We start from the raw sequence: 19,566 nt of genomic DNA, 5'->3' as shown, positions 1-19,566 counted from the left end.
AACCAGTCCGAACAGGAGGAACCCCACATGGCACACCCGATCCCCACCCCGGAGGAGCTCGCCGAGGTCGCCGAGGTGATGGAGCGCGTCCGCGCGTCCATCGCAACGGTGCTCTCCGGCCTCGCCCCCGCGGTCGAGGCGACCCTGTCGACGGTGCTCGCCGAAGGTCATGTGCTCATGGAGGACGTCCCCGGGGTCGGCAAGACGACGCTCGCCCGCGCGCTCGCCGCGTCGGTGGGCGCGAGCGTCGGCAGGGTGCAGTTCACCCCCGACCTGCTGCCGTCGGATGTCACCGGCGTCTCGATCTTCCGCTCCGACGAGCAGCGGTTCGAGTTCAGGCCGGGCCCGATCTTCGCGAACGTCGTGATCGCGGACGAGATCAACAGAGCCTCGCCCAAGACCCAGTCCGCTCTGCTCGAATCGATGCAGGAGCGCCGGGTCACCGTCGACGGCACCACCCACCCGCTGCCCTCGCCGTTCCTCGTCGTCGCCACGCAGAACCCGGTCGAGATGGAGGGCACGTACCCGCTGCCGGAGGCGCAGCGCGACCGTTTCATGACGCGCGTCGCCGTGGGGTACCCCTCACCCGAGGACGAGCTCGCGATGCTCGACAGCCACGACGGCGTCGACCCGCTGCAGTCGGTCTCCGCGGTGACGGACGCCGCGACGCTCGCACGCCTCATCGCGGTCGCTCGCCGCGTGTACGCGGCCCCCGCGATCAAGCAGTACATCGTCGACCTCGTGCGCGACACCCGTCAGGACCCCGCGCTCCGACTCGGAGCCTCCCCTCGCGCGTCGCTGCAGCTCCTGGCCGCCGCCAAGGGGCGAGCGGCGATGGCAGGACGCAATCACGTGCTGCCCGACGACCTGAAGGCGCTCGCGGTCGCCGTCCTCTCGCACCGGGTCATCCCCTCGGTCGAGTCGCGCGCCGCCGGACGCGGCGCGGAGGCGATCGTGAGCTCGTTGACCGCGAACGTGCCGGTCCCCTCCGAGGCGCGCACCAGGTCGGCTCGCCCCGCATGACCTCACGCGGCACGGCGACCGCGCGGACCGCTCCGACGGCCTCGCGGCCGGGACGCACCGAGACCGTGGTCACGGCGCGCGGCATCGGCATGGCGGGCGCGGGAGTGGCGCTGCTCGCGCTCGGCATCGGGCTCGCCTCGACCATGGTCGCGTTCGTCGGCCTCACGGTGCTCGCGGCGACGGGGATATCGGCGGTGTGGATCCTCGGCTCGGTGCAGACGCTCCGACGCAGGTATCGCTCGGCCCGCCGCGTCGTAGCCCCGTTCCCCCTGGTCGTGGGCGAGCCAGGCGCGGTCACGGTCGATGTCGACGCGCTCCATGCGACGCGCCGCGTGCCTCTTCTCGACATCCGCGAGCAGGCGGCACCCGAGCTGACCGGGCCGCGCCCCACCTCCGCGGAGGTCCTGCGCGCGCCAGGCCGAGTGAGGCTCGCCTACGCGCTCCGTCCCGACACGCGCGGCCGCTGGCCGCTCGGCCCGGCGATCGTCCGCGTCGCCGATCCCTTCGGGCTCGCCTGGGCGGACACCCCGGTCGGCGCCGAGGAGCTCGTGCCGGTCCGACCCCAGGTCGTCGATCTCGGCGCGGCCGGCGGGGCGCGCCTCGACGGGCTCGAGCAGCTCGCACGCGGCGCGCGACGCGCCTCCGCCGACGACGCCGCCGTCAGGGAGTACCGGACGGGAGACGACCCCCGCAGGGTCCATTGGCCCAGCACCGCACGCCGCGGCAGCCTCGTGGTCCGCGCGGACGAGCACTCCGGACGCCCGCCCGCGACCCTGCTGCTCGACCTGCCCGGGGACGCCGACGCGGTCGAGACGGCCGTCTCCGCCGCCGCGTCGGTCGCGCTGAGCGTCGTCGCCGACGGCCACGGCCTCACGCTCGCCGTGCCTGGGGAGTCCACGGTCTCGACGTGGGGCGCGGAGGCCCCCGACGAGGCGCGCGCAGGGATCCTCGATGCGTGCGTCGACCTCCGGCCCGGGGACGCCGAGTCCTCGGACTCGCTTGCGAGGAGCGCCCACGAGCTGCTGCGCGACGACGGCGCCGCGAGCCTGGTCATCGCGCTCGTGGAGCCACGCGGCGAGCGGGACCCCGGCATCGTCTCGCTGTCCGGGGTCGGCGCGGGGGGACGCGCGATCGCGCTCGTCCGCGCGGGCGATCACGCGTCCGACACCCGACGCGCGCTCGCGCGCGGCGGATGGCACTGCGCGATCTGGAACGACCTCGGCGACCTTCCCGACGCCTGGGCGTCCGTGGCGCGCGGAACGGGGACGGTGTGAACGAGCCGACCCACCGCGTCTCCCCCGCCGCCACGCTGCTCATCGGCGTGGCCAGCGCCGCCGGGCTGCTCGCCTACTCCGAGCCTGTCGAGCTCGGCGCGTGGCTCCTGCCCGCGCTCGCGCTCCTCGCCGCGCTGATCCTCACCACGGTCACGCTGCGGCTCCTCACGAGGTCGCGCGTGCTGCCGACGGCGGTCGGCCTCGCCGTCACGGTCGCCGCCGCGATCCCGATGCACACCGCCCACTCGTTCCCCACCCCCGACGGCGTGCGAGCGCTGCTCGACGCGATCGGCGACGGGGCGGCCTACGCGGCGACCTCGGTCGCGCCCGTCGACGACGCCGCGCCCCTGAGCGCGCTCGTGACCACGGGACTCGCGCTGATCTTCCTCATCGCCGAGCACCTGGCAGTGTCGTGGCGCGCCACGGGATTCGCGGGAGCGGTGCTGCTCCTGCCCTGGCTGCCGCTGGCCGTGATGCCATGGTCCGTGTCGTGGATCGCGATCGCGATCACGCTGGCCGCCTGGCTCGGCACGATGGCGCTCACCTCGATGCACGAGGACGTCGTGCTCGCCCCGCGCCTCGCCTCGTGGGTCGGCGCGACCGCGGCCGCGCTCGGGATCGCGCTCGTCGTGGCGCCGTTGACGCCGGGAGCGCCCGGCTGGGGCAGCCTGCCGCAGACGAATCTGGCGACCGGCTCGAACACCCGGCTGGACCTGGGCCTCGACCTGCGGGACTCGCTGAACGTGAACTCGGACTCGACCGTGCTGACGTACACCACGACGGGTGGACCCGTCGACGTGCTGCGGCTGCGCACGCTCGACACCTTCACCGGAGCCACGTGGGACCAGGCCATCGACTCGGACGCCGACGAGCCGACGAGCGGGTGGATCCTCTGGCCCGAGCAGAGCCTGCTCACGCAGGAGCCCAACGAGTCCGTGCAGATCACGGTCGACACCCTCACCGAGAAGTCGCTGCCGATCACGGTCGACCCGCGCAGGGTGTCCGTGTCGGATGCTTGGGGCTACGACATGGAGACCGACGAGGTGCGCTCGGAGACGACCGACACCAACGGGCTCGAGTACGCCCTCGTCACGGACCCGTCCTATGTCACGGCGGAGCGGCTCCGCACCCTCACAGGAGAGGACGCGGCCGGCGCGGTGCTCGCGATCCCGGATGCGGTCGACGCCGATCGCATCGGCTCGCTCGCTCAGGAGATCGTCGACGACGCCGGCGCCACGACACGCTACGACCAGGCGGTCGCCCTCCAGAACTGGCTCCGCGACCCGGACGAGTTCACGTACGACACGACGGTCGCGCTCACGGGAGACGATGCGGTGTCCGAGTTCCTCGACACGCGCACGGGATACTGCGTCCAGTTCGCGACCACGATGGTGGTGATGGCGCGCACGCTCGACATCCCCGCGAGGATCGGCGTCGGATTCCTCGGAGGAGAGGAGACCTCGGACGGCACCTTCGAGGTGGTCGCGGGGAATGCCCACGCGTGGCCGGAGCTGTACTTCCCAGGCACCGGCTGGGTGCGCTTCGAGCCGACACCCGCGGTCCAGGCGACCGCGCCCGCCTACGCGGCCGGAGACGCCGACGATGCGACCCCGTCGCCCTCCCCGAGCGTCTCGCAGTCCCAGTCCGCCTCGCCCTCGGAGTCGCCGACAGCATCCGCGTCGCCGTCGGCCTCGCCGACCGCCTCGCCCACTGACCCCGACGCCGTCAGCGACGACGAGGGCTCTGCGTGGATCGTGTGGGCCACGCTCGCGGTCCTGATCCTGGCCATGGGCATCGGCGTGTGGCTCGCGTGGCGTGGTCGCGCGGCCTCGTCGGCCTCTCACGACACCGAGGCCGCGTGGGCCCGATTGCGTCAGCGCCTCCCGGAGGACGCGAGATGGCCGCTGTCGGCGACGCCGTCGGAGGCCGCGACCCACGTGAGGGAGCACGCGACGCTGACGCAGGAGGCTGACGAGGCGCTGTCCACGCTCGTCGACGCGGTGGTGCGCTCCCGCTACCTGCCCGACGACGGCTCACCTGCCGCGACGGACGCGACGGAGCCTGAGGCGGGAGGGCTCACGGCCGAACGGATGAGGGAGCTGGCGGACCTGATCGCGGCCGAGGCGCGCGGGAGGTCACGGGGCTGAGGGGGCACGACCACGCCGGCCGGCCCTCGTCACCGCGAGGAGAACGTCAGAAGTCGCCGTTCTCGCGACGACGGTCGTACCGCTCCTCCATGCGCTGCGTGAACGGCTTCTTGGACGGCCGCGGCTTCGCGGCGCCGCCCTTGCCCTGGGGCTTGCCTCCGTGACCCTTGACTGGGGCCGCGGACGATCCGCCGAGGAGCGCCCACAGCGCCGACGCGACCATCACCGCGAAACCCACGATCCCGAGCCAGAGGAACTGCGTGACGACGGCGATCACGACGACGCCAAGTCCTACAACCACTCCGACCACACCGAGCGCGACCCTGCTGCGGGCCTTCGGTCCGCGCTTCATCGCGCGTCCGAGCTGCGGGTCGGTGCCCAGATCGCGCTCGAGCTGATCGAGCACGCGCTGCTCGTACTCCGACAGCGGCATGGTGCCACCTCCCTACCCTCAACCACGCCCGGGGGCCACGGGCTTGAGGTCAAGTCTAGTTGCAAGCGCCACGGCAATCCAGCCGTCTACTCTGACCCCATGGCCCGACGCAGGACACCCACGGACGAAATCGCCCCCGGAGTTCCGCGAGGGGTGGACTTCCCTATCGCGACCGGCGTTGCTCGTCTCGAGGATGAACCCGATGGGACAACGTTCCTGTGGGTCAATGGAGTTCCCAGCTCCCCGCTCCGATCCGACCCGGAGGTGCTCGACTTCGAGTACATGGAGCGCTTCTCTGCCGCCGTGGACGCGTGGGGACCTCCCGCGCGGATGCTCGCGCTGCACGTCGGTGCCGCCGCGTGCGCGTTCCCGAGGCATCTGGCGCACCGGTTCCCCGACTCGGGCCACATCGCCGTCGACATCGATGACGTGCTTCCTGAGCTCGTGCGGACGTGGTGGGATCTGCCGCGCGCTCCGCGGCTGAGGATACGAGCCCAGGACGGGCTCGAGGCCGTGTCGGGGCGGGCCGAGGCGAGCGTCGACCTCATCGTGAGGGACGCGTTCGCCGGCGATGACACTCCCCCGCACCTGGCAGGTGAGGAGTGGTGGGCGCACGCGCGTCGGGCGCTGCGGCCTGGGGGCCTGGTGCTCGCCAACGTGGGGACGAGGCCAGGAGGGACCACGACCCGCGGCGATCTTGCCGCGGCCCGTGCCGCCTTCGGCACGGTGATCGCGGTCGCGGAGCACGCGGTCCTCAAGGGGCGTCGACGCGGGAACGTGGTGCTCGCCGCGTCGACGCGCCTCGATGAGGATGTGCTCGCGCGCTACGCCGCGTCGGCATCCCTGCCGACGGGCGTCAGGAGCGACTGGGCGCCCTGACGGACGCCCGGTCGATCCTTACAGCGGGCGGACGTTCGAGGCCTGGGGGCCCTTGGGACCCTGCGTCACCTCGAACTCGACGCGCTGCTGCTCGTCGAGCGACTTGTAGCCGTCGGTCTCGATCGCCGAGTAGTGGACGAAGACGTCAGCGCCGCCACCGTCCTGGGCGATGAAGCCGAAGCCCTTCTCTGCGTTGAACCACTTCACGGAACCCTGCGCCATGCGGGTTTCTCCCTTTGTTTCACAATGCCCTGGGAGGGAAGCGCGACACCGTGCCGCGCTCGTCGCCGCAATGACTTCTCCCACCCAGGGGGGCGGGTTCCTGCACACTACGTTCTTGCAACCGGTACCAAGTGTGTCATGCAAGGGGCCACGAGCGCGACATGTCGGGGCAAGTTCCGCATCATCGCTGCGGCGAGATCGGTGGCCGAAGCCCGCGGAGAAGGCCTCGTCAGCCCTGCGGGAACTCCGGCCCCTGCTGCCGAAGGTACTTCTCGAACTCGGCGCCGAGCTCGTCCGCGGACGGGATGAGCCCTTCACGGAGCATCTCGTCGTCGCGCGACTCCGTGAACGCGTCGTACTGCTCCTCGAGAGCCGTGACGAGCGCTTGCACTTCCTCGGACTCCGACATCTGGCGCGCGATCTCCTCCTCGGCGCGCTCGGCCTCCGCGTCGAGCCCCTGAGGCTCGAGCACGAGGCCCGAGAGGTCCTCGAGAGCCGACAGCGCGCGCTGCGCCGCCTGCGGGTACGAGGACTGCGCGAGGTAGTGCGGCACGTGCACGGCCACGTTGACCATGTCGAGGCCCCACTGCCCGAAGCGGTACTCGAGGAGGTTCTGCGCCGAGGCGGGGACGGTGACCGTGCCGAACATGCTCGGCTGATCGGGCAGCAGGTCCTGCGAGGTCCCGTGCACCGTCACGCCGAGGGGCCGGGTGTGCGGCGCCGCCATCGGGATGCCGTGCGCACCGAGCACCAGGCCGACGCCGAGCCGCTGCACCATGGAGCGGACCTCGGCGATGTACGCCTCCCACCTGATGTCGGGCTCGAAGCCGTGCAGCAGGAGGAACGGGGTGCCCTCGACGTCGTGCACCATGTCGAGCACCAGCGAGGGCTCGTCGTACTCGGTCCACTCGTTCACCGAGAAGGTCATCTCGGGACGACGCGAGCGATAGTCGAGCAGCTCATCGATGTCGAAGGTCGCGATCCGCACCGGCTCTCCGAGCTCCAGAAGGTGCTCGCCGACCAGCCGCCCGGCCTTGCCTCCGTCGATGAAGCCGCGCAGCACATGCATCATCACGGCGCCCTCGGAGGGCGCGACGTCCGCCCACGCCGCGACGCCATCGGGGTCCCACGTCACCAGCTTCGTGTCCATATCCGTTCATCCTCCCACGCCTCAATGCTCGGACCAGGAACTTCCGCGTGCGGCGAAAGATTCCGCGAAAGGGGTGCGTCTGGACCTCCCAATCCTGCGATAATGATTGACCGCCTGCCACGGACGAACACCCGACCCGAGGGATATGCCAATGCACGACGAGTCCACCGCCACCGATACGGGACTCGAGGCCGAGCAGCGCGTCGTCGACACGCTGTACGGGCGTCTCGACACGCTCAGGGACGAGACTCAGGACCGGCTGGCGGAGATCCGGCGCCAGGGCCCGTCGGGCTCCCCGCAGAACCGCTCTGAGCGCGACGCCTTCGCGACGCTGTACGAGGACCGGATCGGCCAGCTCGACGCCGTCGAGGACCGCCTGTGCTTCGGCCGGCTCGACATGATCGACGGCGAGACGCTGTACGTGGGTCGCATCGGGCTCTCCGACGAGGACCACGGGCCGCTGCTGACCGACTGGCGAGCCCCTGCGGCGCGAGCCTTCTACTCGGCCACCGCCGCCGCGCCCAGCGGCGTGATGAACCGCCGCCACCTCACGACGCGCGGCCGCAAGGTCACGGCGGTCGAGGACGACGTGCTGGACGTCGAGGCGCTTCGCACGTCGGGCAAGGCCGACAGCCTCGCGGGCGAGGGCGCGCTCCTCGCGGCCCTCGACGCCCGCCGCACGGGCCGCATGGGAGACATCGTCGCCACGATCCAGGCCGAGCAGGACGCCGTGATCCGCGCCCCCATGGAGGGCGCGCTCGTCGTCCAGGGCGGCCCCGGCACCGGTAAGACCGCCGTCGCGCTGCACCGCGCCGCGTTCCTGCTCTATCACCACCGCGAGAGGCTCGCGAGCCGCGGCGTGCTCCTGATCGGCCCGTCGCGCCAGTTCCTGCGCTACATCGACCACGTGCTGCCCTCGCTCGGCGAGACCGGCGCGGTCTCGACGACGCTCGCGGGGCTGCTCAAGGGAGTCACCGTCACCGCGGTCGAGTCCGACGAGGTCGCGCGGGTCAAGGGACGCGCCGACATGGCGCGAGTCATCAAGCGCGCCGTCCGCGAGCGCCAGAGGGTCCCCCTGACGGACCAGACGGTGAGGCTCGACGGCCGCCCTGTCGTCATCCGCCGCTCCGACATCAGGGACGCGCAGGCGCGCGCCCGCCGCGACGGACGGCCTCACAACGAGGCGCGCGCGACCTTCGCGAAGGACATGATCGGCCGCCTCACCTCGCAGCTCGCCGAGCAGCTCGAGCATGTGGAGGCCGACGACAGGATCGAGCTCGAGCGCGAGGTGCGCGACAACCGGACGATCCGCATCGCGATCAACCTGAGCTGGCTGCCGATCACGCCATCGCAGCTGCTCAAGGACCTCTTCTCCAAGCCGCATCTGCTGGACAACGCGGCGCCCTCGCTGAGCGAGACGGAGCGCGACCTGCTGCTGCGGCCGACATCGGCACCGTTCACCGACGCCGATGTGCCCCTGCTGGACGAGGCCGCGGAGCTGCTCGGCGACATGCCGTCGGGCTCGCCCCGACCGAACGCGGGCGATCTCACGAGCGAGGAGCTCGAGTACGCCAAGGAGGTCCTCGAGACGTTCGGCGACGGGGGCATGGTCACCGCGGAGGCGCTCGCCTCCCGTATGCGCGAGGGCAGCTCGCGACTCACGGTCGCGGAGCGCGCGGCCGCCGACCGCACGTGGACCTACGGCCACGTGGTCGTCGACGAGGCGCAGGAGCTCAGCCCGATGGCCTGGCGGATGCTGTCCCGCCGCTGCCCCACCCGCTCGTTCACGATCGTCGGAGACGTCGCTCAGACGTCGTCGGCGGCGGGCACGCAGTGGTGGCCCGAGGCGATGGACCCCCTGTTCAAGGGAACGTGGACGCTGCGAGAGCTCACCGTGAGCTACCGCATCCCCGCGCAGGTCGCGGAGGCGGCGCAGTCGTTCGCCAAGGCGGCGCACCTGCCCGTGTCGGAGCTCAGCGCCGCGCGGGCGGTGGACGATGCGGTGGCCTACCACCGGGTCGAGCGCGCGTCGTTCGCCTCGGCGTCTGCGCGCCGCGCCGCGCACCGGGCCGAGTCCCTCGCGGCGTCGGGCGGCGGCCTCGTCGCCGTGATCGCGCCCGAGGCGCTCCACGACGACCTGCGCGCGGAGCTGGGTGAGCGCGACGTCGAGGTTCTCGGGGCGCTCGCCTCGAAGGGGCTCGAGTTCGACGCCGTCGTCGTCGTCGACCCGGTCGCCATCGCCTCCCGCCCTGGCGACCTGTACGTGGCGCTCACGCGCCCCACCCGTCACCTCGACATCGTCCACGCGGGCGACCTCCCCGCAGGCCTGGGAGAGTAGCCCAGAGGATCACCGCCGCGCGGCGCCCAGCCTCCACGCGCGCCCCACGAGCAGGACGATGCCGGCGCCGAGGAGCAGCACGATCCAGCCGAGCGAGCCGCCTCCCTGGTAGCCGGTGCCCGCGAGTCCCGACGTGCCGCCCGTGCCCTTCTCGTCACCCGTGCCGGCCGTGCCGCTGTCGGGCGCCTCGAAGTAGTTGTCGATCGTGATCGACACCACCTCGTCGGCGCCGATCGTCACGGTGTCCTCGCTGATGGCTACCTCGTCGGCACCGCCGGAGTCCGTCTCCTCGATGGTGCAGACCGACCCCTCGGCGATGTCCTCGATCGTCGCCTCGAGGGGGGATCCACCGCCCACCTCGACCACGCCCGACCAGGTCGTGACCGTGGTGCCGTCCACCTGCTCGAGCACGCATCCGACCGCGATCTCGAACGGGCCGTCGCCCCGCTCGGCGGCGCCGGGGCCGGAGACGGTCTTGAGGATCGTCAGATCCCCTGCCCCGTACGTGTTGGTGACCACGACCTCGTCGTCCACGCCGACGACGGCCTGCTCGGGGGCGATCGTCACGGTCGTCGCGCCGGACTCCTCCTCGGTCACCGCGCACACGGCGCCGTACGGGATCTGGTCGACGATCTCGACCGTGTAACCGTTGCCCTCGTTCAGCACGTACGTGCCGTCGAACACGGCCTCGTCGTCGACCGCACAGGTGACGTTCACGGTGAACTCGTCCGGAGCGAACTGCGCCCCGTCGCCCTCGACCGCCTTCGACACCATGAGGTTCCCGACCTCGAACGTGTTCGTCGCCGTCACCGTCACGGCCTCGTCGGCCGCGACGGTCACCTCGGCGGTTCCCTCTGCGGCGCCTGCGGGCGACAGCACCGTCGCATCGGCGCCGCCGGTGTCGGTCTCGACCACGACGCACTCCGAGCCCGCGGCGACGTCGGTGAGGGTCGCGGAGAGGTTGTCCGGGTACGAGAGCTCCACCTGTCCCGACCAGGTCTCGATCGGGCCTGCGGGCTGGTCCAGGGTGCACGCCACATCGAAGACGAACGGCCCCCCGCCTTCAAGATCCGCGCCTGGACCGTCGACGATCTTCTCGATCGTCAGCTCGCCCACGTCGTAGAGGTTGAGGACCTCGACGGCAGTGATCCCGTCCTTCTCGGGAACCAGCTCCACCACGGCACGCGGACCCTCGGTGACCACGGCCTCGGCAGATCCCGCGGTCACCGTCATCGACACGTCGTCGGCGCCCGCGGTGAGAAGCTCGCGGACCGTGCACTCCGCGCCCGCGGGCAGTCCGTCGAAGGTCACGGACTCGCCGTCGTCCAGGAACGACACCATCGGGAACAGCGGACCGTAGCCGTCCGCGAACACCTGCTCTCCCAGGAGCTCGCAGCGCGCGTAGACGAAGAACGGCCCGTACTCGATCGGATTCCCGTCCGCATCGACCGCGTCGGACTCGACCGTCTTGGTGATCTCGAGGGAGGCGAGGTCGTACGTGTTGGTCACCGTCATGTCGGGGTCGACACCGACGACCGCGGAGCCCGGGGACACGACGACCGTCGTGGCGCCGGACTCCTCCTCCGTCACGGAGCATGCGGCGCCGTAGGGGATCTCGCCGAGGATGTCGACGGAGTAGCCGTTCGACTCGTCGAGGACGTACGTGCCGGAGAACGCCTCCTCGTCGTCCACCTGGCACGACACCGTGACGGTGAACTCGTCGGGCGCGAAGCCCGCGCCGTCGCCCTCGACGTTCTTGGACACGGTCAGGTCGCCGGTGTCGAACGAGTTCGTGGCCGTCGCCGTGACAGTCTGGTCCGCGGCGACCGTGACCTCGGCGGTGCCGTCCTCCTCGCCCGGCGGAGCCAGCACGACCTCGTCCGCTCCCGCGGAGTCGGTCTCCGTCACCACGCACACCGACCCGGCTCGCACGTCCTCGATCGTGTACGACAGCTCGTCCGGGTAGGACAGCTCGACGGTCCCCGCCCAGGTCTCGACCGTCCGCAGGGGCCCCTCGTACGTGCACACCACGTCGAAGGCGAAGGGACCCGCGCCCACGATGTCCGCGCCAGGACCCTCGACGACCTTCTCGATCGTCACGTCACCCACGTCGTACCAGTTGAGGACGTCGACCGTGCTCACCCCGTCGTCGCGCGGCGCGAGCTCGATGACGGACTCGTCCCCGTCGACGACCACGGGCTCCTGTGATCCCGCGGTCACCGTCATCTCCACGCCTGCCGCCTCAGCGGTCCAGATCTCCGTCACGATGCATTCCGCGCCCGCGGGCAGGCCCTCGAAGGTGACCGAATCGCCATCCGCCAGGACCGCGAGCATCGGGATCGTGATCGTCTCGCCGAGGATCTCGATCGGCCCGTAGCCGTCGGCGTACACGTCCTCTCCGAGGAACGTGCATTGCGCGAGCACCACGAAGGGACCGTACGTGAGCGGCTCGCCATCGGCGTCCACCGCCTCCGAGTCGACCGTCTTGGTGACCTCGAGGTCCGCGAGCTCGTACGTGTTCGTCACCGTGACGGTGCCGATCTCCTCGGCGTCCTCGTCCCCGACCGTCGCGGTGTCCGCGCTCCAGCTCGACTGCCCCGACGCATCGTCCTCGTCCACGACGGTGCACTCGGCCCCCCACGGGAGGTCCTCGAGGACGGTCGTCTCCCCGAGCACGATGGTGGCAGAGCCCTCGTACGCGAGCTCCTCGACGACGGTGCCGTCCGGCTCCTCCCACGAGACCGTGCACTGCACGTCGACGGTGAACTCCTCGGCCGCGTACTCCGCGCCGTCGCCGGTGACCGCCTTCTCGAGCGCGAGCGGGCCCGTCAGCAGCGCGACGCCGACCTTGTTGCCCTCGATCGGCAGCAGGTCCGTGCCGGCCGAGGTCACGGCGCCCGTCGCGACCGTGTTCCACGCGATCGGATTAGCGCCCTCGGCCGAGGCCGACGCGGGGGTGCGGGTCTGGATGTCGACGGCCGCGACCTCGCCCGGGAGCAGGGGGTCCTCCTCGTCGAAGACGATGTCGAACTTGAGGGCGGTGACGACGGAGAGGTCGTCGAAGTCCTCGATCGGGATCCAGTCCCCCGCCCCGCAGGACGGATCCGTCAGCGGCTCGAGATCATCCGTGCACGGCTCGGCGTCGGTCGTGCCGTAGACGGTCAGCTCGCCCTTCGGACCGAATCCGCCGGTGTTCACCGCGACGAGGATCGCGTCCCACTCCGAGCCGCGCTCCGCGGGGTTGATCGCGCCGGTGTCGCCATAGGTGGGCAGCACGTCGATCGCGACGAGCTCCGTGAGCGGGAGCGTTCCGGTGTTGAGCAGCTCGAGCCGCCACGTCTCGGTCTCGCCCGGCGCCGTGATCGGCACGCAGCCCGCGCCGTAGAAGCCGTCGTCGTCGGGCGTGCACTCCTCGCCGTCGTCGGGCAGCAGGTCGATCACGCCGTGCTCGTCGTTGTCCGCCTTGACCTTCTTGCCCGAGCGATCCGCGCCCGCCTCGCCGACCTCGACGGTCGTGTCCGTGGCGCACTCCCCCGTCTCCTCGACAAGCGTGCCGTCACATGCGTCGTACGGGCGGTCCGCCACCACTCCGAACTCGTTCGTGAGCAGCTGGCCGGCCTCGACGCCGGGGCGCGGCAGCAGCAGGATCGTGATCGTGTAGGTCTGCCCCGGCTCGAGGACCGTCCCCTCGGGGAAGGTGAACTCGATCTCGGTCTCGTCCTCGGACCACGTCACCGTGACGTCGTCGGCGTCGGTGGGCATCGCCGTCCCGTTGGCGGGGTCCGGGGCGTCGCCGGTCAGCGCGTAGGAGTACGGGTCAGCGACGTCGGGATCGAGGATCAGCTGGGCCACGCCGTCCTCGGTGGGCAGGCGGTCGGTCACGACGGGGTTCTCGAGCGGCCACTCGCCCGTGTTCGTGATCGTGAGCGTGTACGCCGTCACCGACCCCGGCTGGACGATGCCCTCGGGGTACTTCAGGACCTCGACCTCCGTCGTCGCGTGCTCGTAGAGCACCTCCGCGGTGGCGTCGGGCGCGCCGACCGAGAAGAGCGGCTCGCCCGAGCCGTCCTCGAGGTAGGAGACGGCCTCGCCGCTGATCGTGTTGGTGGACCAGCCCGCCTCCGTCTCGCCGGGAGCGGGATCGTTGCCCGCCATGTCGGTCGGGACGGGGCCGCCGGTCTCGAGCTCGTCGCGGCGCTGGATGACTATCGGGATCTCCTGCGTGGGCGCGTTCGAGTTCTCCCATTGGTCGCCGTCCGCGCGCGTGTAGGTGATGCGCAGCCCCTGAACGTCCCCGGGGGCGACGCCGTCGGGGAGCGTCGGGGAGGCGCTCGGCTGCCCCTCGACCCAGGTCGCGCCCTCGAGCGCCACATCGTCGCCGTCCTCCACGAACGTGCCCCCCGTGAGGACGTCGATCTGCACCTGGTCGATCGGGTCGGTGAACTCGAACGAGTCGTCGAAGCCGACGAGCTGATACGCGTTCCAGAACGACGGGTCGACGTCGGTGACCGTGATGCTGCCCGTGCGCGCGCTGCCGATCGGCGTGGTCGACAGGAGCATCGCGAACTCGCTCTGATCCGGCTCGTGCTGCGAGAACTCATCGACCGACCAGTCCTCCCCCTCCGAGGGCAGCGGGCCGAACTGCTTCTCGACCTCGAGCTCGAGGTCGAGCCTCTCCAGGTCGACCGTCGCGAGGTCGTCGTCGGTCGCGGGGTCCGTCTCGGGGTCGCGTCCCGCATCGTCCACGACGACGCTCGCGGCGTTGTAGACGGGGATGGTGGAGCCGACGCCTGGCGCGGCCACCGGCTCACCCGTGGTGCGGTTGAACAGGCGCAGCTGCAGGTCGAGGACGATGACGGCCTGCGCGTCCGGATCGATCCTCCCCTCGTAGTCGATGCTGAGGCCCACGACGTCCTCGAGGTCGGCGGCGGTGAGAGAGGTCAGAGGGCTCGGGTCGGAAGGATCCGTGCCCGACTCGACCACCATCGTGCCCCCGCCGTCGAGCTCGAAGGTCGCGGTCCACGAGGTCGTCCCCTCGGGCACCTCCATGCTCACCACGTCGACGAGCGTGAAGTAGTCGTACGGTGAGAGGGAGTCGCTGCTGGGATCCGTCACCACCATGCTGTCGACGCGGGCCTGCGTCAGGTTGGTCGCGGTCAGCGTCACGCGCGTCGACGGATAGTCGGCCGGATCCTGGCTGCCCGGGATGGGGACGCCGACCGGACCGCCATCCCACTGCTTGTCGATGCTCGTGTTGAGCGGCACGTCGAGGATCGTGATGACGTCGCTGTCGCCGTCAGTGAAGGTCTCCTCCCCCACGACCATCTGCGCGCCGGCATCGTCCCTGATCAGCGCCTCGTCGTCCTCGTTGTAGAAGTCGTGCCCCGTCACAGGCGACCCGTCGGACCTGCGGTCGTCACGGATCTCGAACGTGGCGCTCACCTCGCGCTCGCCGTCGATCGAGCGCGCGACGCCTGAGCCGACCGGCGGCGCCGTGGGGTCGGTCGTGGTCTCGCGCGCCGAGCCCTCGACGAACACCAGCCGAAATGCGATCGTGTCGGCCCGCTCCGCATCGGTGAGGGTGTAGCCGGGGAACGATCCGTCGCATGCGGCCGGGCACGGGTCGTTCTCGGCGTCGACCCACCCTTGGCCCTCCCGGTACAGCTCGACCTTCGCGACCTTGTCCCACTGGATCAGCGGGTCCGTCGACGTCGTGATCGGCTCGATCGACACGAGGTCGAACGCGTCGTAGAAGGAGTCCTCGATCGTGTCCTCGTCGGGATCGGGGATGTCCGACAGCGTCATCGAGTCGACATCCGCCGCACCGCCGGTGGACCAGTCGATCGTGACGCCGATCTCGTCGCCGGTGCGCGCCGACACGTACTCCTCATCGATGTCCTTGGCGATGTACTCGCCGGTGCCTCCCGCGCCGTCGCCGCCTCCGCCCTCGGGATCGATCGGGATGATCTCGATCGTGTCGCATCCTTGATCGGAGATGGCCGCGTCGGCGTCGTCAGCGTCGGCCGCGGTGGTCGCACAGTTCGTGAGCACGAACGGATCGGTGCCATAGATGGTCTCGGACAGCTCGAAGACGATGTTCGGCTGCAGGTCGGTCCCTGGCTCGAAGCCGTCCTCGGACTCGGACTCGAAGACGAACTGCAGGCCGCCGATGTCCGAGGGGTCGACGCCGCTTCCCTCGATGTCGAACGACCAGATCGTCGGCCCCTCGACGGGGCCCGCGAGCGGCACCCATTCCGAGCCGTCCCAGTAGTTCACGGTGAGCGTGCTGTCGTCGAGCACCTCGACGTCGGCGATCTCGGTGGGATCGAACCTGTCCCAGAAGTCGCTCGCGACCGGGGTGTCGTCATCGACGCCGGTCGCGGCGGGGTCCTGGATCACGATCGTGTCCGAGCCGACGGTCGAGAAGTCGTCGGGAAGCGGGGTGGAGTCGGGGAAGTCCTCGGTGCCGCCTGGCAGCGTCGCGACCACCCACTGCCCCGCCGTCCCGAGGATCGTGCTCGGCGTGATCGACTTGTCCTGCTGGGTCATGAGCACGGCGAGATAGGTCGTGAAGCTGTCGTCCGCGGAGTCGTCCCCGGTCACGTCACCGCTCACGCCCTCGACGTCCACGACGTTGTCGTGCGTCGTGACCAGGTTCGGGTCGTCGGGATCCGTGCCCAGCACCACTCCCACCTCGGCGGTGGCCCCCGGCTCGATCGATCCCTCGAAGTCGATCCTGAAGCCGTTCACCGAGTCGAGGTCCGAGGGAAGCGTGGGGATCTCCCCGTTCGCGAACGCGTAGGTCTCCTCGCCACCGTCCGTGTCGTAGGTGATCGAGGCGCTCGTCGCCCCGGCTGGCCAGGTCGGCGCCTCGGTGAAGCCTCCGAAGGACATCGAGTCGTCGAACTCCTGCGGCGCCGCGGGCTCGATCACCGACAAGGAGTCGAGGGTCGAGGTCCACGAGTTCTCGGCGGTGAGGTCCGCCACGAACGAGTCTCCGTGCGGCGCGGTGTCCGGGGTGATGGTCTTCGTCGCCTCGACCTGCGGGATGTTCTCCGTGATCGTGTAGGTCGCGTCGCCGGTGGCCGTCGCGACCACGTCGTCGCGCGAGACCTCGGACGACGCGGTGTTGTCGACCGCGATCTCCTCGTCGACCGCCCCGAGATCACGCTGCTCGAAGCCGAGGTCGATCTCGGCGGCCGCGCCCGGCTCGATCAGGTCACCGGTCGAGCTCGTGAAGGTGAGCCGCACGCCCTCGACGTCAGCGGCGTCCACGCCCGCGGGAATCTCCGCGACCGAGGAGACCGGCCCGGACACCCACGCGCCGTCGACGTAGACCTCCACCTGGACCCGGTCCGCGGACGCGGGAAACTCGACCACCGTCACGTCGGTCAGCGCGAGCGAGTCGAAGACGCTGGGGTCCGCGGCGGGGTCGGCGGGGTCGGTCACCACCATCTCGGCGGCGCCCTCGGTCGAGGAGTTCGTCGCGGTGAGCGTCGCGGTGGTCGCCTCACCCCGAAGCGCCATGGCCTCGGTCGGCGAGAAGGACTTGTCGATCGTGGTCTCGAGCTCGAGCGGGACCTCAGGAACGACGATCGCCTCAGCCGAGACATCGTCGGTGTCCGGATTCGTCGCGGTGAAGACCGCCTCGTTCGTCAGGAGCACGCCGTCGGCGGAGTACGGCAGATCGTCGACCCGCACGGTGATGATGATCTCCGCCGTGCTGCCCTGGATCATGCCCTGGCCGCCTGCGGGGTCATCGAACGCGCTCGTGAAGTCGACGGTCACGGTTTGGCCGTCGATCGACGTGCTCACGTCCGAGTAGTTGTTGACCGACACGTTGATCGGGGTCAGCCCGGCGGGGATCTGATCCACCATCTGGGCGTTGGTGCACCCCGCGTTGGCGACCACGCCCGAATACGTGCACGACACGTCGACGATGAAGTCGAAGGTCTCTCCCGGCACGACCTCCTCGGTGCTCGCCGACTTCGTGATGCCGAGCACTGCAGGGTCCTCCGCCGACGCGGGCGCGGCGACCGCGGCGCACATCCCGAGCGCGAGCACGCCCGCCACCAGCCCGGAGAAGGCCGCCCTCGATCTGCGCATAGATGACCCCTCCAAGCCCCATGCCTGCGTCGTGACGGACGACGTTGTCGCGTCAATTCACGGTAACTCCGCGAAACCGATAGCGCTCGCGATAATGGGAACGTTCGGAGAGTGCCAAGCATCTCTCGGCGCGGGAGGCTCGCGAGCCCCCGCGGCGACGGCGCGGCATAGCGCGAAGTTGGTGCTTCGCCGGTTTTGCGAGAGTATGACGCTCGTGCGCGCACTTCTCCTTGAATCCCTGCACCCCCGTGCCACCGAGGTCCTCACCAAGGCCGGCATCGAGGTGGACAACCACGTCGGAGCGATGGACGAGGACGAGCTCATCGCCGCCCTCGACGGCGTCGAGCTGCTCGGCATCCGCTCCAAGACCCACCTGACCGAGCGGGTCATCGAGGCCTCGCCCTCGCTGCTCGCGGTCGGCGCGTTCTCGATCGGCACGAACCAGATCGACCTGGGCGCCGCAGCGCGTCACGGTGTCGCCGCGTTCAACGCCCCGTTCCAGAACACCCGCTCCGTCGTCGAGATGGCCGTGTCGGAGATGATCTCCCTCACCCGCCGCCTCGCCGAGCACAACAACCAGATGCACGAGGGCGTCTGGTCGAAGTCGGCCGAGGGCGCCCACGAGATCCGCGGGCGCACGCTGGGCATCGTCGGCTACGGCAACATCGGCTCGCAGCTGTCCGTCATCGCCGAGGCGCTCGGCATGAACGTGATCTTCTACGACACCGCCGAGAAGCTCGCGCTGGGCAACGCCACCCCGATGCCCTCGCTTGAGGCGCTTCTCGGCGAGGCCGACATCGTCACGCTGCACGTCGACGGTCGCGCAGGCAACCAGGACTTCTTCGGTCGCGAGCAGTTCGCCGCGATGAAGCCCGGCGCGAAGTTCCTCAACCTCTCGCGCGGCTTCATCACCGACATGGACGCCCTTGGCGACGCCCTCGAGTCGGGCCAGGTCGGGGGCGCCGCCCTCGACGTCTTCCCCGTGGAGCCGAAGAAGAAGGGCGACCTGTTCGAGTCGCCCCTCCGCGGCAAGCGCAACGTGATCCTGACGCCGCATATCGGCGGATCGACCGAGGAGGCGCAGCGCGACATCGGCCAGTTCGTGGCCTCCCGCCTGCGCGACTACGTGAAGTACGCCTCCACGTCGCTGTCCGTGAATCTTCCGAGCCAGTCGCTCGAGCAGCTCCAGGGCTCGCACCGTGTCGCCCATCTGCACGCCAACGTCCCCGGCGTGCTCGCCGCGGTCAACCAGGTGTTCGCCGCTCACGGCGTGAACATCGACGCCCAGATGCTGTCCACGCGCGGCGATCTCGGCTACGTGGTCACCGACGTCGCGTCGGGGCTGAGCCGCGAGGCCGTCGACGAGCTTCGCGCGATGCCCGGCACCGTGAAGGTCCGCGTCGTCTCCTGAAGCACGCCTCTCGCAGAAGAACCCGCCCCGGACCTCGGTCCGCGGCGGGTTCTCTCGTCTCGCACGACACTTGCGCGCAGGCCGAGGTCAGCTGTCGCGCTCGGCATCCTCGGCGCGCAGCCGGTCGATGGCGGCCTGGAAGTCATCGAGCGTGTCGAAGCTCTGGTAGACGCTCGCGAACCTGAGGTAGGCGATCTCATCGAGATCGCGCAGCGGCTCCAGGATCGCGCGACCGATGTCGAGCGCGTTGATCTCGGCCTGGCCACCTTCACGGATGGTGTCCTCCACCCGGTAGGCCAGCTTCACGAGGTCGTCGTCGCTCACAGGGCGCCCCTGGCACGCCTTCCGCACTCCGGTGACGACCTTGTCACGGCTGAAGGGCTCGGACACCCCGGTGCGCTTGACCACCATCAGTGTCGGGGTCTCGACGGTCGAGAAGCGCTTGCCGCAGTTGGGGCACTCGCGACGCCGGCGGATCTGGCCACCATCGTCGGCGACACGCGAGTCGACGACCCTGGAGTCAGGGTTCCTGCAGAACGGGCAATACATGCCCCTACTCTCCCACGTTTCACACCAGTCACGC

Annotated in this window: 11 protein-coding genes; 6 read left to right on the top strand and 5 right to left on the bottom strand. The window is 70.5% G+C overall.

Annotated elements, in window-relative coordinates; translation table 11 throughout:
* The first annotated feature begins 27 nt into the window (after window positions 1–27).
* From AOP78_RS08365 to AOP78_RS08355, 3 genes are read left to right on the top strand one after another with little or no spacing between them, the layout of a single operon-like run.
* The gene (locus tag AOP78_RS08365) at window positions 28–1,023 is read left to right on the top strand and encodes an AAA family ATPase (protein ID WP_062203121.1); all 996 of its coding nucleotides are present in this window, start codon (window positions 28–30) and stop codon (window positions 1,021–1,023) included.
* Window positions 1,020–2,297, top strand: a complete 1,278-nt coding sequence (locus tag AOP78_RS08360; protein ID WP_062203119.1) for a DUF58 domain-containing protein — start codon at window positions 1,020–1,022, stop codon at window positions 2,295–2,297. Before AOP78_RS08365 ends, AOP78_RS08360 begins: the two co-directional genes overlap by 4 nt.
* Entirely contained in the window at window positions 2,294–4,444 is a 2,151-nt protein-coding gene (locus AOP78_RS08355) for a transglutaminase TgpA family protein (RefSeq protein ID WP_062203116.1), read from the top strand. The genes AOP78_RS08360 and AOP78_RS08355 overlap by 4 nt, the downstream gene beginning before the upstream one ends.
* A 46-nt stretch (window positions 4,445–4,490) precedes the next feature.
* Here the strand turns inward: AOP78_RS08355 and AOP78_RS08350 are convergent, their stop codons facing one another.
* A complete protein-coding gene (locus AOP78_RS08350; protein WP_062203114.1) occupies window positions 4,491–4,877 on the bottom strand; it encodes an SCO2097 family morphological protein in 387 nt (128 codons plus the stop codon).
* Between the two features lie 99 nt (window positions 4,878–4,976).
* On the opposite strand from AOP78_RS08350, the gene AOP78_RS15020 reads away from it, so the two are divergent.
* Window positions 4,977–5,756, top strand: coding sequence for a spermidine synthase (locus AOP78_RS15020; protein ID WP_269082103.1), 780 nt, complete (start codon window positions 4,977–4,979; stop codon window positions 5,754–5,756).
* An 18-nt stretch (window positions 5,757–5,774) separates the two neighbouring features.
* Here AOP78_RS15020 and AOP78_RS08340 read toward each other — a convergent pair whose 3' ends face one another.
* Together AOP78_RS08340 and AOP78_RS08335 are read right to left on the bottom strand one after the other, a co-directional pair.
* Window positions 5,775–5,978: a cold-shock protein gene (locus AOP78_RS08340; RefSeq protein ID WP_062203110.1), complete on the bottom strand. Its 204-nt coding sequence runs from the start codon at window positions 5,976–5,978 to the stop codon at window positions 5,775–5,777.
* A gap of 229 nt (window positions 5,979–6,207) precedes the next feature.
* Window positions 6,208–7,128 carry a PAC2 family protein gene (locus AOP78_RS08335; protein WP_062203108.1) on the bottom strand — a complete coding sequence of 307 codons (921 nt, stop codon included), beginning with the start codon at window positions 7,126–7,128 and terminating at the stop codon, window positions 6,208–6,210.
* Between the two features lie 151 nt (window positions 7,129–7,279).
* On the opposite strand from AOP78_RS08335, the gene AOP78_RS08330 reads away from it, so the two are divergent.
* Window positions 7,280–9,466: a HelD family protein gene (locus tag AOP78_RS08330; RefSeq protein WP_062203106.1), complete on the top strand. Its 2,187-nt coding sequence runs from the start codon at window positions 7,280–7,282 to the stop codon at window positions 9,464–9,466.
* A 9-nt stretch (window positions 9,467–9,475) separates the two neighbouring features.
* Here the strand turns inward: AOP78_RS08330 and AOP78_RS08325 are convergent, their stop codons facing one another.
* On the bottom strand, window positions 9,476–17,572 hold the full coding sequence (locus tag AOP78_RS08325; protein ID WP_152659463.1) for a DUF5979 domain-containing protein: 8,097 nt from the start codon (window positions 17,570–17,572) through the stop codon (window positions 9,476–9,478).
* 205 nt (window positions 17,573–17,777) lie between these two features.
* Here AOP78_RS08325 and serA point away from each other — a divergent pair, with 205 nt between their 5' ends.
* Window positions 17,778–18,983 (top strand): phosphoglycerate dehydrogenase, encoded by a 1,206-nt coding sequence (gene serA / locus AOP78_RS08320; protein ID WP_062203101.1) that lies wholly within the window; start codon window positions 17,778–17,780, stop codon window positions 18,981–18,983.
* Between the two features lie 87 nt (window positions 18,984–19,070).
* Here serA and nrdR read toward each other — a convergent pair whose 3' ends face one another.
* Window positions 19,071–19,532 (bottom strand): transcriptional regulator NrdR, encoded by a 462-nt coding sequence (gene nrdR, locus AOP78_RS08315; protein ID WP_062203099.1) that lies wholly within the window; start codon window positions 19,530–19,532, stop codon window positions 19,071–19,073.
* Window positions 19,533–19,566: the final 34 nt, after the last annotated feature.

The organism is Demequina salsinemoris (genome assembly GCF_000974805.1).
Taxonomy (GTDB): domain Bacteria; phylum Actinomycetota; class Actinomycetes; order Actinomycetales; family Demequinaceae; genus Demequina; species Demequina salsinemoris.
The sequence above is the reverse complement of the archived record's forward strand: the minus strand, read 5'-3'. Positions and strand labels throughout refer to the sequence as shown.